13 protein-coding genes and 2 pseudogenes are annotated in these 14942 nt (G+C 64.1%); 7 read left to right on the plus strand and 8 right to left on the minus strand.

Annotated features, from left to right (window positions below; genetic code table 11):
* The 4 genes and pseudogenes from NZN28_RS11275 to NZN28_RS11290 form a co-directional block, all read right to left on the minus strand.
* Nucleotides 1-282: pseudogene (locus tag NZN28_RS11275) on the minus strand (23S rRNA (adenine(2503)-C(2))-methyltransferase RlmN); the annotation flags it as partial.
* 86 nt (nt 283-368) lie between these two features.
* Entirely contained in the window at nt 369-638 is a 270-nt protein-coding gene (locus NZN28_RS11280) for a hypothetical protein (RefSeq protein ID WP_295398239.1), read from the minus strand.
* A gap of 21 nt (nt 639-659) precedes the next feature.
* The gene (locus tag NZN28_RS11285; RefSeq protein WP_295398240.1) at nt 660-2654 is read right to left on the minus strand and encodes an EAL domain-containing protein; all 1995 of its coding nucleotides are present in this window, start codon (nt 2652-2654) and stop codon (nt 660-662) included.
* 137 nt (nt 2655-2791) lie between these two features.
* Nucleotides 2792-3679, minus strand: a complete 888-nt coding sequence (locus NZN28_RS11290) for a diacylglycerol kinase family protein (protein ID WP_295398242.1) — start codon at nt 3677-3679, stop codon at nt 2792-2794.
* Between the two features lie 157 nt (nt 3680-3836).
* Between NZN28_RS11290 and NZN28_RS11295 the strand changes: the two genes are divergently transcribed.
* Entirely contained in the window at nt 3837-4709 is an 873-nt protein-coding gene (locus NZN28_RS11295) for a GNAT family N-acetyltransferase (RefSeq protein ID WP_295398243.1), read from the plus strand.
* 107 nt (nt 4710-4816) lie between these two features.
* On the opposite strand, the gene NZN28_RS11300 is transcribed toward NZN28_RS11295, so the two are convergent.
* From NZN28_RS11300 to NZN28_RS11315, 4 genes and pseudogenes are all read right to left on the minus strand, one after another.
* On the minus strand, nt 4817-5374 hold the full coding sequence (locus NZN28_RS11300) for a hypothetical protein (protein ID WP_295398246.1): 558 nt from the start codon (nt 5372-5374) through the stop codon (nt 4817-4819).
* A 68-nt stretch (nt 5375-5442) separates the two neighbouring features.
* Entirely contained in the window at nt 5443-6522 is a 1080-nt protein-coding gene (locus NZN28_RS11305; RefSeq protein ID WP_295398248.1) for an enolase C-terminal domain-like protein, read from the minus strand.
* Entirely contained in the window at nt 6515-7243 is a 729-nt protein-coding gene (locus NZN28_RS11310) for a hypothetical protein (protein ID WP_295398250.1), read from the minus strand. Before NZN28_RS11310 ends, NZN28_RS11305 begins: the two co-directional genes overlap by 8 nt.
* A 378-nt stretch (nt 7244-7621) precedes the next feature.
* A pseudogene (locus NZN28_RS11315) lies at nt 7622-8553 on the minus strand (ADP-ribosylglycohydrolase family protein).
* 213 nt (nt 8554-8766) lie between these two features.
* Here NZN28_RS11315 and pyrE point away from each other — a divergent pair.
* The 6 genes from pyrE to NZN28_RS11345 form a co-directional block, all read left to right on the plus strand.
* The gene (pyrE, locus tag NZN28_RS11320) at nt 8767-9318 is read left to right on the plus strand and encodes an orotate phosphoribosyltransferase (protein ID WP_295398255.1); all 552 of its coding nucleotides are present in this window, start codon (nt 8767-8769) and stop codon (nt 9316-9318) included.
* A gap of 23 nt (nt 9319-9341) precedes the next feature.
* Nucleotides 9342-10394: a stage II sporulation protein M gene (locus tag NZN28_RS11325; protein WP_318778475.1), complete on the plus strand. Its 1053-nt coding sequence runs from the start codon at nt 9342-9344 to the stop codon at nt 10392-10394.
* A 400-nt stretch (nt 10395-10794) separates the two neighbouring features.
* Nucleotides 10795-11829 (plus strand): NAD(P)H-dependent glycerol-3-phosphate dehydrogenase, encoded by a 1035-nt coding sequence (locus NZN28_RS11330; protein ID WP_295398256.1) that lies wholly within the window; start codon nt 10795-10797, stop codon nt 11827-11829.
* A gap of 885 nt (nt 11830-12714) precedes the next feature.
* Nucleotides 12715-13632: a sugar ABC transporter substrate-binding protein gene (locus tag NZN28_RS11335; RefSeq protein WP_295398258.1), complete on the plus strand. Its 918-nt coding sequence runs from the start codon at nt 12715-12717 to the stop codon at nt 13630-13632.
* An 87-nt stretch (nt 13633-13719) separates the two neighbouring features.
* Nucleotides 13720-14754, plus strand: coding sequence for an ABC transporter permease (locus tag NZN28_RS11340; protein ID WP_295398260.1), 1035 nt, complete (start codon nt 13720-13722; stop codon nt 14752-14754).
* A 2-nt stretch (nt 14755-14756) separates the two neighbouring features.
* Nucleotides 14757-14942: ATP-binding cassette domain-containing protein (locus tag NZN28_RS11345; protein ID WP_295398262.1), on the plus strand; the 186-nt coding region annotated here is incomplete at its 3' end.

The raw sequence follows: 14942 nt of genomic DNA on the forward strand, positions 1-14942 counted from the left end.
GGGCATGTAGACCGCCTCGGTTTTCTGGCCGTCGAGCAGGGTGTAGAGGTACTTGACCGAGCCATCCTGGCTTGGATAAGGCAAAACCTCGGCGAACTCCGAAACCCGGAACTGCTCGGCCCACTCGTTGCGCAGGGCCCTGGGCAGGTCGGTCATCTGATCCCACTGTCGAGCGCCCCTGGCATAGAGCCAGCCCGCCAGCTGTTGCCGCCGGTAGCCTTCGCCCGGCAGTGATTCGATGGGCAGGGAGAGCAGCGAGGTTTTGTCTTGCAGTGAGGCCATAACGCTTCAGTATAGCGAGCCCCCAACCCCGGGTTGGGCATCCGGTGCACCTTCGAACGCCCGGGGCTTTTGGTGCCGCTGGGCGGCTAGCGCCTTTGCTCCTCGATGCGCTCGCGCAGCTCGCGGGCATACCTGGGGTTGCGCCCCCCGCCCAAGCCCGCCAGTCCGCCAATCAGCCAAAAGGCAAAACCCACCGGAAAGGGTTTGACCAGCAGGGCAGCCAGCACCCCACCCACCAAAAAGCCTAGGGCCAATCGGGGTCGTCCAGCCAGAAAACCGCGCACCGCCAGGAACATGAGCAATCCTGGCAACAGCCACAGCAATAGCCGCAGCACCAGCACCGCGCCTTCGGTCACAGGGTCAATGGTAGCAGATGTTCAGGTGCCTATGCCCCACACCAGCAAGGCCCCCAGGTCTTCGGCAGCAACCGGCCAGCCCAGGATGTGGCCCTGGCCGTAGTCGGCGCCCAGCTCCTTCATGCGGGTGAGCTGAGACTGCTCTTCCAGGCCCTTGGCCACGGCCTTGGTGCCGACGGCATGAACCATGTCTATGGCAGCCTTGGCCAGCGGGGCGTTTTCGGAAGAAGAGAGGGCCGGGTTGAGCTTGATCCAGTCGAGCGGCAACCGCTTGAGCTGGGTGAGGGGGAGGGGGTTGGTGCCAAAGTTGTCGAGGGCAATCGAGACCCCCAGGTGCTTGAGGATCTCGAGGCTGCGGCTGGCGGTCTCGAGGTCGCTCAGGATGGCTTCCTCGCGCAGCTCCACGATGATGATGTCGGAGGGCAGACGTTTGGCCGCAAGCATCTCTTGCAAGACGGTGGGGAAGTTGGGGTCGACCAGGGTCTCGGAGGAGATGTTGACGCTAAAGCGGGCGTTGACCCCGGAGGGTTTCCAGAGGGCCGCCTGGTCGAGCACCTTGTCGAGGGCCCAGCGATCCTGGGCGCTCATCAGGCCGACCTGCTCGGCCAGGGGCAGAAACTCGCCCGCCTGGTGCAGGCCCTTGGGTTTGGGCCAGCGGGCCAGGGCCTCCACGGCGACAAGCTCGAGGTCGCTCAGGTTGAACACCGGCTGGAAGTGCAGGGTCAGTCCGTCCTGCGAGAGGGCTTCTTGCAACTCGGAGGCGCCGGGGGTCAGCAGGCGGATACCGCCGCCGGTCTCGAGGGCCTTCTGGCAGGCCTGTTCGGCCTGGGTCCACAGCCCCTCCACCGAGGTGGCGTCCTGGGGAAACATGGCGATGCCGATGCCGACCTTCAGACCTGCCAGGGCAGCCCGCAAGCGACCAAGCAAGCGGTGGGCCACCCGGCTGGCCCCCGCCGTCCAGCGCACCTCGGAAAGCAGCAGGGCAAAGCCCTGCTCGCCCAGATAGGCCAGCGAGTCGCTCTGGCGCAGGGTGTAGGCAATCTCGCGGGCGGCCTGTTCGGTCTGGGCCTTGTTCATGCCCTCGACCCGGATGCGCATCAGGGCCAGGGAACGCCCATGCCGCTGGGCCAGCGAGAGGGCCTGGGAAAGGTTGAGTTCAAACTCGCTGCGCTTGACCGCCAGCGACTTGCGCTCGGGGGTCTGGATTTTGAGCTCGTCCTTGAGGGGGCGCAGGATGCGCTCGATCACCTGGGCCATGGCCAGGGCCAGGGTCTCGTCGGCGTTGCTCCATTTGCGGGGTTGGAGGCTTTCAATCCACATGACCCCCCTCAGACCGCTCTCGCCATGGAACACCACCTGCAAGACCGCGCCCAGCCCTCGGCTGACCAGGATGTCGCGCAGTTCGGTCATGCGGGCGTCCTGGCGGGCATCGTCGGCGGCAATCAGCAGGTTGCGCTCGAGCACCTGAAAATACACCGCGTGTCGCTCGGGCAGGAGGTCTTCGGGCGGGGCGGCTTCGGGGTACTGGCCGACCAGCTTGAGGGTGCGCTCGTTGCTGTCGCGCAGCCACAAGCAGATGCCCTTGAAGCCCAGCGAAATCAGGATTTCCCCCAGCTTGGGTAAGACCTCTTCCACGCTGGTAAAGCGGTGCTGGGTGATTTCCAGGAGCGAGCGCTGCCAGGTTTCTCGGGGCATGGGATTGACCGCTACCCCCTGGGATTCGACCAGCAGGGACTGCAGCGCTTCAATCAGGGCCAGCTTGGCCCGTTCGCTCAGGTTGTAGCCCCTTTGCCCTATGTGCAGCCGGGGGGCCGCCCAGACCAGGCGGCTGCTCACCCAGGATTCGCCGGTGAGCAGGTTGAGCAAAAGCTCCTGGGCTTCCTGGGGCTTGAGCACCACCCCCCCGACCCCCCCCAGGCGCACGGCCATGCCGGAGGGTAGGTCTTGGTGTTCGATCAGGAGTGTGGCCCCTTCAATCGAGAGCGGCGCAAATAGCTTCCAACTAACCTCGTTCACCGAATGTCCATTCCTTTCATGAAAGGCTCCAGGCCCTATGTATATTCAATGTAGCAGGGGTCGGTTTGAGGGGTTGGTTATACATCACCGGGTAAACCGTTAACCAGGGCGTTAATTTCACACGCGTTCCTCCAACGTCAGGGCTGGATCACCTTCAGGCCCCCCGGCACCATACGCACGTGGTACTCGGTGGAAGGTTCGATGAGTTCGCCATCGGAATGGGCCGGGACGGGGCGGTCGAAGCGGGCGGTGAACTCGGCGCCCCGGAAGAAGTGGAGCCGGGGGTGGTTCACATGGCGGCCCAGGAGCAGCCGGGGCAGAATCCCCACCACCCCCAGGCGGCTGAACTCCCCGGCCACCGCCGCCGAGATGAGGCCATCGGTGGGCACCGCGTCGGGCACGATGGGAATACCTCCCCCGTAGGTTGAGGCGTTCATCAGGGCCACCAGGAGGCTCGGGCCGCGGTAGAGGGTCTGGCCGTTTTGGATGAGCTCGAGGGTGGGCAGCTCCAGCTCCTTTAGCACACCAAACAGCGAGTACAGGTAACGGGGCATGCCCCGCAGGAAGGTGGGGGCCGAGAGGGCTTTGCGGGCCACCGCGGCATCGAAGCCGATGCCCAGACTGGCCCCATAGGGCTGGTTGTTGACCAGGCCAAAGTCAACCGCCTGGATGGTGCCTTGCAGGGCGGTGTGCAGGGCGGCCCCCAGGTCGTGCCGATGCAGGCCCACCATGCGGGCGAAGTCGTTGCCGCTGCCGATGGGAATAACCCCCAGCGCTTTGTCCGAACCGGCAATTCCGCGCACCACCTCGTGCACCGTTCCGTCGCCCCCCACGGCCACCACCCGGCTACCCGCGGGGGCCTTCCGGGCCACCTCGGTGCCGTGTCCTGGGGCCTGGGTAATGATGATTTCTATGTCGGATGAGCGGGCCTGCTGGCGAATGGCGGTCTCGAGGTGCGGTAGCATCTGACCCACCCGACCTCGCCCTGCCGCCGGGTTGATGACAAAGGTGGTAAGGCTGCTCATTGTGTTTCAGGTGATTCTAACAGATGGCGGCGTAGTACAATACAACCACACCAGGGTGGTTTTCATCAACGGCTCTTTAGGGGTCTGCAAAACCGCTTCTGTGAACGTGCATGGGGCAGTCTTGCACACGAAGCTTTTTTGCCCGAAGGATTGTGCCATGAACCGGCCCGTTGCTCAAACCCACCTTTCCCAGCTCGCCGAGCTGCTGGCCTGGATGGATGAGGCCCCGGAGCGCCGGGCGCTGGCCCCCGAGGCCCGCACCCCGGAGGGACTGTGGTGGGAGGTGCTGGCCGGAGAGGACGAAAAAGCCTGGGTCTGGCTCGAGGCGGGTCGGGTGCAGGGCTATGGGGCGTTGGTGCCCTTCTGGGACGGGGCGGCCCTGGAGGGGCCCATCGTCCGCGCCGGCAACGGCAGGGCGCTTTTGGAGCACCTGGTCAGGAAAGCCCGGCAGGAGGGCTACCCCACCCTCTATGCCTTTCCCGAGGCCCACAACCGCGCGGCCCGGAGGTTGCTGGAAGAGGTGGGCTTTTCCGCCCAGCACACCACCTACTTTTACACCATTGGCCGCACCGACCTGTCCTACCCGGTGCCCCCCGGCTACAAGATCGAGCGGGCCGAGCCCTGCGACCCCGCCGTTTACCGCGACCTGTACAGCCGTGCCGAGGATGGCTGGAGCCTGCGCCTGCACTGGACCGATGAAGAGCTGCGGCAGCACTTTCTGGGCGCCGAGGTGGAGCTATTTATGGCCTTCCACACCGACCGCAACGGGAAGCCGGTGGGGATGGTCGAACTCGAGCTCGACGACACCCAGGCCGAGATTGCCTACATTGGGGTGGTGCCGGAGGCCAGAGGCAAAGGCCTGGGCCGGGCGCTGTTGGGCGCTGCCGCCGGGTGGGCCTTCAGCAACCCGCAGATTGGGTCGCTGCAAGTTCGTGCGCACGATCATGAAAAGGCGGCCCAGGCGCTTTACAAACAGTTGGGCTTCCGGGAGGCCAGCGCCGTGGTGACCTATGCGCTCGAGCTCTTTTGAACTCGAGCATCCCTCAGCCAAAGCCTTAAATCAGCCTGCCGGGACTGCCCCCGCCGAGGCGGTGGCCTGAACACAGGGGGAGGCCGTCTAAAATGCCAAAGCCTGGTTCATCGGCCCGGGCCGTCCTCCCCCAGGGCTTTGAGCCGGGCCTCAATCAGGGCCACCCGGCCCGGGCGCTCGAGCTGGGTATAAAACGCCCACAGAAACTCGAGGGAAACCACCGGAATCTCAAGACCCAGATAATCCACCGCGGCTCGTTTGAAGCGGAAGCTGGGGGCGGGGCTCCAGCGGCCATCGGGGGTCTGGAATTCCATGTGGCCCATGGCTTCCACCACGATGCCCTGAACCCTGAACTGGGCCAGGTACGAGCGCACCAGCCGCACCCCCAGGTGCAGGCCGGGGGGATAGACCAGGTACTCCCCCAGCAGATGGGCCATCTGTTCGACCCCTACCCGGTCGGTCTGGAGGTCTACGTCCTTGGGCACCACCGGCAGCCCGTGCAGCGCCAGCGCCAGGCTGCCGCTCACCGCCCACTCCACCCGGGCATCGTTCAGAATGGGGCAGATGATCCGCAGCACCTGGAGAATCCGTTCGGGTAGCAGGATGGGGGTCATGATGGTCACCGGGCGTCCTTCCCTGGACTTGCCCTCGCCCGGGGCCGCCAAGGAGGGCGTCTGGCTGAGGGAATTTCATTCCGCCGGGCCGGTGCACGGTTGGCAGCAGCGCAGGGTGCTCAGTCCAGGGCATAAGGCTCAAAGGCCGATACATCGAAGCGGCACTGGGCCAGGTCTTCCCAGTATAGCCAGCCGTCCCTGAGCGGGGGAAAAGGACAGAAGCTGCCTTGGGCCTTGAGGTGGAAGGCCAGCTCGCAGGGCTCGCTCACCCCTTCCTGGAAGGCCATCAGCGCGGTCTGGTAGGCCCCAAAGCTAGACAAAGCCTGCGACCCCACCATGGCCCTCTTGCCCTCGACGCGGTTCAGGGCCAGCATCTGCAGGGTCTGGGTGTAGCCGGTGCGGGCCGGTTTGAGGTTCAGGATATCGTAGGTGTCGAGCTGGGCCTCGCGCCACAGGTCGCGCAGGGTAAAGGCTGAATCGTCGGCGATGAGGGGCAGGATGGCCGCCTTGCGCAGGCGCTTGCGGGCCAGCACCTCGGCGATGGGCAGGGGCTCCTCCACGTACAGAAGCCCGGCCTCGGCCCAGCGGCGCAGGTAGGTTTCGGCCTCCTCGGGGGAGAGGGTCTCGTTGGCATCGGCGTAGAGCGCGACGTCGGGGAAGTGCGCGCGCAGGGTGCCGAGGCGGGCCAGGTCGGCCTCGAGGTCGCGGCCCACCTTCACCTTGAGCACCCGCACCCCGGCTTCGTAAACGGCCCGTGCATCGGCCAGCATCTCAGCTTCGTCGGCGATGCCCAGGATGTAGCTGACCTGCACCCGGGGGTGGTGCGGCTCGAAGACCTGCCAGAGTTCCTGTCCCTCGCTTCTGGCCCAGGCTTCCCACAGCGCGATGTCCAGCCCCCCTTTGGTGGTGAGGTGGCCGGGGAAGCCCTGCAGCACCTGCTGGATGGCCTCGGTGTCCTCGACCTCCAGGCCCAGCAGCTTTGGGGTCAGGTAGTCCAGGGCGGCCTGTACGGTGGCTACGGTCTCGCCGTAGATGGTGGGCCGGGGGGGAATCTCGGCCCGGCCAATGGCCCCGTCGGAAAGCTCGACCTCGAGCAGCACGTGCTCCAAGGCGGCCAGCTCCGAGGCTTTGCCCCAGCGCAACGCGCCCCGGAGTGGCAGCCGGAACGGACGGGAAGTGATGCGTGCGATGCTAGGCATGCACCCGCTCCACCAGGGCCCGGATGGCCGCTGCTTCCTGGGCTATGTCCAGGGCCTCGGTGTCCAGGAACAAAGCCCTGGGGTGGCCCCAAAGCACCCGCCGGCTGCCCGCGGGGTCGTAGTTTTTGCGCTCCTCGGCCACAATTTTGAGCTTGGCGGTGAGCTCCTGTGGAGGCACCCCCCAGCTCAGGGCCTCCTGTAGCTCCGCCTCGCTCAGAACCCCCCGCGCCAGCTCGCTGAGGGCGGCTTGGTCGGTGGGCTCGAGGCGCACCCGGTCGAAGGCGTCGCCCCGCCGGAGCAGGCGCGATAGGCGGGTCAGGTCGCGGGCTTCCAGCACCACAAAGTAGCTGCCGGGCAGGTGTTCCAGGGCGAAGCGCACCTCGTCCGCCCCCCGCAGGCCATCGAAGAGTAGCGGCCAGGCGGGTACGGCGCGGCTTTGGGCCAGGATTTCCGCCACCCCGCCGGGGTGCTCCTGCCGAAAGCGCCGGGTGAGGGCGAAGCGCTCGCTGCGGTCCTGGGGCGGCTCGGTGTAGCCGTAGCGGGGAAACACGTAGCGGTCGGCCAGCTCCCGTCGGTCGGGCAGGGTGGGGTAGCCAAGGGCCTCCAGGAGGCTGGTCTTGCCCACCCCGGTCAGGCCCACCAGAACCAGGAGAGGAAGCTCATAGAGCGGCCTGGCCTCTGGGGGTGCGGGTTCACCGGGTAAATAGAGCGGATACGCCATGCCCTCTATTGTAGGGGGCTTCAGGCTCCAGCTAGACCCACTCCATGGCCTGGCTGACTCTTGCTCACCCGGCGATGCCCCATCGCAACAATGTCCTAAAGATGCCCAAAAACTCCCACAGATTCCAAAGAGTGATAGCCCTTAAGCCCCTCCCGACCGCGTAGGGAGGGTTGGGGAGGGTATCGGACAAGACCCCCCATCGGCTGATTGCGTGAAGGGCCAGGTCGGCAACCCCACCCGGCCTCTCCTACGTGGCCGGGGAGGAACCGGGCGAGTCCAGGCCGGGATTGACATTATTCGCTCACCGTGCGGGTGGGGTTGTACGGGATTTTATGCGACGCAGCAGTAAGCGCCGGGCGGTGCGGCTGCCGGTTTGATTCAGGTTGCGGCCTGCAGCAGCTGCTCCAGCAGCCCCTGGTAGAGGGCCTGGCCCCGCAGGCCCTCCCGCCAGCGGGCCGGGATGGCGCCGTAGCCGTAGCGGATGCCAGCGATGCCCCCGGCCACGCAGGCGGTGGTGTCGGTATCGTTTCCCAGCGAGATGGCCAGCCGCACCACCTGCTCGAAGCCAGAGCCTTGCTCCAGCGCCCAGCGGGCCGAGTGCAAGGAGTCCACCACGTAGCCGCTGCCCTGCACCGGGGGTTGTCCCTGGGGCGCACATGGCGGTCTAGCTCGCTGCGTTCGGCAGAGGCTTCGGGGAGCAGGGCCTCGAGGGTGCTCACCGCCTTTTCCCAGGCCTGGGCCAAGCCCAAAAGCTCGTAGCGGGCCCACAGGCAGTAGAGCGCACAGCAGACCCGCGCGCGGGGGTGGCGGTGGGTGGGGTTGGACTGGAGCATGGCGTCCTGCACCAAAGCCTCGTCCGAACCCTGGTGCCACATGGCCAGGGGCAGCACCCGCATCAAAGAGCCGTTGCCGTTGGCCCGCTCCTCGGCGGGGCCGGCCTCGGCTGGAGGCACCCCCCGCGCCAGCGCCTCCAGGGCCCGGTGGGTCTGGACGCCCACATCGAATACCCTCGAGTCCACCGCCATATAGCCCCGCATTCGCCAGGCCAAGAGCCGTTGGGCAAAATCCGCCAGGTTCAGCCGCCCCTGCGCCAGCAACGAGGCCAGCAGGGCCAGCGCCTGCGCCCCGTCGTCGGACCAGGTGCCCGGCGGCACCCCGGCATGGGCCCGGGCAAAGCCGGGCGGGGGTTCCATCTCGAGCTGCTCGAGGGGCGGCAGGGCCTCGGCGGGGTGAAACTCGTAGGGCACGCCCAGCGCGTCGCCGACCAGAAGGCCCACCAAACCGCCCCGTACTCGCTCGGCCAGGTACATTAGCCCGTAGCATAAGGCTCAAAGTGCGAAAGACAAACCCTCGCTCAGATACGTTCTGCTTTCCCCTTCTGAGGGACTGCCATGCCCGCACCTGAAAGCTGGATGCGCGTAGCCGCCTTTCGAACAGTCGGTCTTGCCGGTTGTGCAGGCTGCGACCCGATTCGGGCGGCCAAAGCCCGCTTGCCGTTGCGGGATACCCGGTAGCATAGGGCTGTGGATATCCTGAGCCTTTACAAAGAAACCGGCGCCCTGCTGGAAGGGCATTTTTTGCTGCGTTCGGGCCGGCACTCACCCAAGTTTTTGCAATCCACCACCCTTTTACAACACCCCTTCTACGCCGAGGCGGTGGGACAGGCGTTGGGGGAGCTATTCGACGAGCTGGATATCCAGTTTGTGATTGGCCCGGCCATGGGAGGGGTGGTGCTCGCGTTCGTAACGGCCAAGGCCCTGGGGGTGCGGGCCCTCTTTGCCGAGAAGGACGGCCAGGGGGGTATGCAGGTGCGCGAGGGGCTGACCATCCACCCCGGCGAGTGCTTCCTGGCCGTAGAGGATGTGGTCACCACCGGAGGCTCGGTGCACAAAGCCATCCAGGCTGCCGAGGCCCGGGGGGGGCGGTGCGTGGCGGTGGGGGCCATTGTGGACCGCAGCGCGGGCCGGGCCGAGTTTGGCGTGCCCTACCGTTCGCTGGTGCAGCTCGACTTTCCGACCTACGCCCCGGAGTCCTGCCCCCTGTGTCAACGGGGTGTGCCCTTACAGGAAGTCTAGGCCCGAGGCGGTAGGCTATAACCATGTGGAAGTGGGTTGACCAGAAGTGGATTGTTTGGCTCTTGATGGTTGGGCCATGCCTCCCATGGGCCTTTGCACAGAGCAACGTGGAGATGGCCCGGCAGGCGGTTCGGGACTGGCAAGCCGGCCAATACACGGTAGACCCCTCACAGGCGGTGGGTAAGTCCACCGAGGAGGCCATCCGGCTGCTCGAGCGCAGCTTTGCTTTTGCGCCTCCACCCAGGGGTCTCTCGGTGAACCTCAACGAGCCCATAGAGGAGAAGACCCCCCGGGGGGTCATCGTGCAGTTCCCCGCCACCGTATCGGGCCGGGGCGGCGAGGTCAGGGTAACCATCCGGGAGGGCGAGGTCACCCGCATCGGCTTTGCCCCGGAGGGCGGTCTGCTACCGGCCTGGCTCAAGAGCCCTTTCTCCTGGGCGCTGTTTGTGGCGCTCTCACTGAGCTGGCTGGTGGCCCTGCGGGGCGATGGTGTGCTGGCCCGTTGGTGGCGCGAGGGCTGGGCTTTGGTGGGTCAGTACCGGAGCTGGTATGTGGGGGTGAACATCGGCCTGTATGGTCTTTTTGCCCTGGGCGGGCTGCTGGCTTATGCCAACCCTCAGTTGGTCAAGCTCATGCAGGAGATTGTGGGGGGGGCCCTCGAGCAGATCGGCCTCGGCGGTGCGCTGGGCGGGGGGGTGCTGGGGCTGGCCCTGGTGATCTTCTACTGGAACTTCACCAACGGCCTGGTGCTGACCACTGCCGTGCCAGGGCTTTTCCTGGGCATTCCGGCCTTGCTGTTCAACGCCCTGCGCTACTTCGTGCTGGGGTTTGCCCTGAGCCCGGCGGCCCTGCCCCTGGCGAACTACCTGCTGCACCTCCCGACCATCGTCGTTGAACTCCAGGCCTACATCCTGGTCACCTTCGGCGGTCTGGTCTTGATGCTCAAAACCCTGCGGGCCGAAGGCTACCGGGCCGGCCTGCGGGCGCTGGGGCTGACGGTGTATCTGGGGGCATTTTTTCTGCTGGTAGGGGCCTGGTACGAGGCCTTCTCGATTCTGGTGCTGATGCGTCCGTGAGCCCGGCCTCGGGGATAGACTAAAACAGATACATCGTTGTTCGGTCTTTGTCTTATCGCGCCCTTCACAGACGTGGCCGCCCCCGAAAACGAGAAGGGACAAGTGTCTGCGTTGCGTCTGGGCCGAGACGCATGTTTTCGAGTTTCCAGGCGGCCACTGTTTTGTTCCGAACCAGGCTTTCTCGAACTCGAATGGCGCATAATAGGTGAAGAGCGCTCTATTGCCCAATCCGGGGTACAGCCCCACGCGCCCGGCAACACCTCATTGCCAGTTGGGTTGTTCTCCAAGCTGCACGGTGCATCTGCCTCGAGCGCTTCTCCTCCAAAGGGGAGGGAACCTTGTTCAGGATGGAGGGGCGGGGTATCCGGCGAGGGTGCGATAGAGTGATAGGGTCTTTGCTATGCCTGACTCGCTCACCCTTGCAAAGTTGGAGCCGCTCAGAACCGAGGAGAACCGCTATCCCATAGCAGTGATTGGGGCTGGGGCCTGGGGTACCGCGCTGGCCCTATTGGCTTCGTCCAAAGGCATTCCGGTCTATTTGTGGGCGCGACGGCCCCTGCACGCCCGGGCCATGCAGGAGGAGCGACAAAACAGCGAATATCTGCCCGGAGCGCTCTTTCCCGAAAGCCTCCACCCCACCGCCGATGCCGAAGAAGCCCTGCAAAAAGCCCGGTTCGCGGTTGTGGCCATTCCCTCGAGGGCGATGCGGGAAACCCTGAGGTTGTTGCCAAAGGCACCCGCCTATGTTTCGGTGACCAAAGGTCTGCACTTTACCGACCACCACCTTCTTCGCATGAGCCAGGTGGTGGAAGAGGTCACGGGGGTCAGCCGGGTTGCGGTGCTGTCTGGTCCAAACCTGGCCGATGAGGTGGCCCGTTTTTTGCCAGCTGCAGCCGTGGTCGCAGCCCGCGACCCGCAGCTGGCCCGGCAAGTGCAGCAGGTGTTTTCGGGGGCAAGCTTTCGGGTTTATACCTCTTCGGACGTGGTGGGAGTGGAACTGGGCGGAGCCCTCAAAAACGTAATCGCCCTGGCCGCGGGCATGGTGGATGGTTTGAAGCTGGGCGACAATGCCAAGGCCGCCCTGATTACCCGAGGCCTGCGCGAAATCATCAAATTTGGGGTGGCCCAGGGTGCCAGCGAGGCCACTTTCATGGGCTTATCGGGGCTGGGTGACCTGATCGCAACCGCCAGCAGCCCCCTGTCCCGCAACCGCAGTGCGGGTGAACGCATTGTAAAAGGGGAGTCCCTGGCTCACCTGCAAGCACAAAAAACGGTGGTCGAGGGCATCTACACAGTCAAGGCGCTGCACGCCTGGGACGAGGAGACCGGGGCCGACCTGCCCATTACCGAGGCGGTGTATCGGGTGGTTTACCTGGGGGCCGACCCCTTGGATGAGCTGTCGCGTCTGATGGGGCGAGAAGCCAAGCCTGAGTGAGGCTGGCCCACCTGAGATTGCATCAAAGTGGCAGGGCGCAGGATTTCGCGCGCTTCACAGGCGTGGCCGCCCACGAAAACGAGAATGCATCTGAGCCAAGACGTTACGCACCCAAGCGCAGGCCGGGGCCGACCTACGGGTGTTTGGGTTTCGAGTTTCCAGGTGGCCAATGCTTTCTCCGGGGCAACGCTTACTCGAGGTCTAAAGAGTCGTAACATTTGAAGAACTTTCCAAGTACTATAAAGACACCCACACACGCCCACAGATTTCAAAGAGGATAGCCCTCAAGCCCCTCCCGACTGCGTAGAGAAGATTGAGAGGGTCTCGGACAAGACCCCTAACCCGCTGGTTGCGTGAAGGGCCAGATCCGCAACCCCACCTGGCCGCCCCTGCGAGGTAGGGGAGGAACCGAGCGCGACCAGGCTAGGATTTATTCCCTCACCGCGCGGGGGTGGTTGTACGGGCTGTTATGTGACACTAAGCGGAAAAGTAATTTTCAAAAATACACAAGGTGAGCGTGGCTGGCGCGAGGTAGGTGATGAATCTCCAGCAATCGCTCCCGTGCCCTTCCTTACCGCTTCTACAACAAGCTAAGTGTTCAAGTATAGTTTGTACGAAAGCTTGCCAGCCTGATTTTTGCAGGGCAAAGCTCCAAAAAGCGTAAGCGTTGCCCCGGCATTCTCGATAGTCTCAGCTTGTCTAGCTCTTATAAATCGAAAGATAAATAGTTTCGTCAGTGTTTCGTGATCCTCTGAAAGACTTGACAAACGAAAGTATATGAGCATAAAATACCCGCGACCTGAGAACTAAGGTCGCTGCCGAACATGGTTCAGTGGTGCGATCTGCTCGCATACTGGGCTGCGAACGGCAGGGGAGGTGCTAGACATGAAGAAGTTCTGGCTGGCGTTTCTTTTGGTAATGGGCATGGGCCTTTCTATAGCCCAGCAGGTACGGATTGTGGTGGTCTCCCACGGGCAGGCTTCCGACCCCTTCTGGTCGGTTGTGAAGAACGGGGTAGAAGCGGCAGCCAAGGAGACCGGGGCTCGTGTAGAGTACCGAGCACCCGAGACCTTTGACATGGTGCGGATGGCCCAGCTCATTGACGCGGCGGTGGCCTCGAGGCCCAGCGCTCTGGTGGTTTCGATTCCCGATGGAAAGGCTTTGGAGCGTTCCATCCGGGCCGCCGTTCGGGCCGGGATTCCGGTGGTCTCCATGAACTCCGGTTCGGACGTGGCCGAGAGCCTGGGGGTGCTCGTGCACGTGGGCCAGACCGAGTACGAGGCCGGGCTGGGGGCGGGCCAGCGCATGAAGGCCGCCGGCGTCAAGAACGCCATCTGTATCAACCAGGAAGTGGGCAACGTAGCCCTTGACCTGCGTTGCAAGGGCTTCTTCGACGGGCTGGGCATCAAACCCAATGTGATTCCGGTCAAGATTGGAGACCCCACCGGCATTCGCAACGCGGTGGCGGCAGCCTTGCAAAAAGACAACAGCATAGACGGGGTTCTGACCCTGGGTCCGACTGCTGCAGAGCCTGTGCTGCAGGCGCTGGAGGGACGCAGGGGCATTACCTTTGGCACCTTTGACCTCTCTCCGGCTGTACTGACTGCCCTTTCGCAAAAGAAGATGGCGTTTGCAATTGACCAGCAGCAGTGGCTTCAGGGCTACCTGCCCATCGTCGTCCTGAACAACTATGTGAAATACGGACTCTTGCCAGCTAACAAGGTGATCATGACCGGGCCCGGTTTTGTCACACCGGAAAACGCCGCGCAAGTGGTTGACCTTTCCAAGAAGGGCATACGTTAGCACATTTTCCGGCGATTCCAGGCGATCTTGAACACCCTGGGGACTCCCGGAACAAAGCGACCCGGGAGTCCCTCTTCTTAAGGAGGTATGGTGGTCAAAGCACAAGATGAGCGGTTACAGCCCATGAGCCTCTGGCAGCGCCTTCTGCTACGCCCGGAGCTGGGTTCACTTGCCGGCCTGGTGGTGGTGTTTGGGTTCTTCGCTGTGGTGGCAGGGGGTAGCGGCTTTCTGACCTGGGCAGGAACCCGCAATTACCTCGAGGTTGCTGCCCAGCTCGGCATCCTGGCCTCGGCGGTGGCCTTGCTGATGATTGCTGGGGAGTTCGACCTGTCGGTTAGCTCGATGATTGGAGTGACAGCCATCAGCATGGCCATTCTGGCCCACCCCAGCTACGGCAACCTGCCCCTGGGGCTGGCCGTTCTACTTACCCTAGGCTTTGCCTTGTGCATTGGCTACATCAACGGCTATCTGGTGCTGCGTACAGGCCTGCCCAGTTTCATTGTCACCCTGGCCATGATGTTTATCTTGGCGGGGGCTAACATCGGCTTTACCAAGCTCATCACCAAACTGACCATTGTCTCCGGGTTGAACGACAAAATTGCCGCAGACCCCATTGCCCGGCTCTTTACCGGGGAGCTTTTGGGGTTGCCTGCGGCGGTCTGGTGGTGGATAGGGGTTACATTGGTGCTAAGCTTTGTGCTCCTCCGCACCCCCTTCGGCAACTGGATTTTTGGCGCGGGGGGCGATGCCAACGCGGCCCGCAACGTGGGGGTGCCGGTGCGGCGGGTCAAGCTCACCCTCTTCATGCTGACCGCTACCGCTGCCACCCTGCTCGCAGCCATCCAGGTCATGGGACTAGGCTCGGCCAACGTGCTGCAGGGCCAGGGAAAGGAGCTCGAGGCCATCGCCGCTGCGGTGATTGGGGGTTGTTTGCTTACGGGCGGTTACGGCTCGGTGATTGGGGCGGGGATCGGGGCTTTGATCCTGGCCATGGTGCAGCAGGGCATTGTGTACACCAACATTGACCTGGACTGGTTCAAGGTGATGGTGGGGGGCATGATTCTGGGCGCGGTCACCCTGAATAACTATCTGCGCAAGCTCTCCATGCAGGTGCGGAGGTAGAGATGACTCCTCTTGTCGAGCTGCGCAAGGTGAGCAAGTACTTTGGGCCGGTGGTCGCCCTCAAGGACATCGACATGAAGGTGTACGCGGGCGAGGTGCACTGCCTTCTGGGCGACAATGGCGCAGGCAAAAGCACCCTGATCAAGGCCCTCTCCGGGGTCTACCCGCCCTCCGAGGGCCAGATTTTG

It is taken from the genome of Meiothermus sp. (assembly GCF_025056915.1).
Lineage (GTDB): Bacteria > Deinococcota > Deinococci > Deinococcales > Thermaceae > Meiothermus.

Bases quoted from the DNA above. Each gene is read 5' to 3' on its own strand.
- NZN28_RS11290 (WP_295398242.1), bottom strand. From the start codon at position 3,679: ATGAGCAGCCTTACCACCTTTGTCATCAACCCGGCGGCAGGGCGAGGT.
- NZN28_RS11295 (WP_295398243.1), top strand. From the start codon at position 3,837: ATGAACCGGCCCGTTGCTCAAACCCACCTTTCCCAGCTCGCCGAGCTG.
- NZN28_RS11305 (WP_295398248.1), bottom strand. From the start codon at position 6,522: ATGCCTAGCATCGCACGCATCACTTCCCGTCCGTTCCGGCTGCCACTC.
- NZN28_RS11310 (WP_295398250.1), bottom strand. From the start codon at position 7,243: ATGGCGTATCCGCTCTATTTACCCGGTGAACCCGCACCCCCAGAGGCC.
- NZN28_RS11325 (WP_318778475.1), top strand. From the start codon at position 9,342: ATGTGGAAGTGGGTTGACCAGAAGTGGATTGTTTGGCTCTTGATGGTT.
- NZN28_RS11330 (WP_295398256.1), top strand. From the start codon at position 10,795: ATGCCTGACTCGCTCACCCTTGCAAAGTTGGAGCCGCTCAGAACCGAG.
- NZN28_RS11335 (WP_295398258.1), top strand. From the start codon at position 12,715: ATGAAGAAGTTCTGGCTGGCGTTTCTTTTGGTAATGGGCATGGGCCTT.
- NZN28_RS11340 (WP_295398260.1), top strand. From the start codon at position 13,720: ATGGTGGTCAAAGCACAAGATGAGCGGTTACAGCCCATGAGCCTCTGG.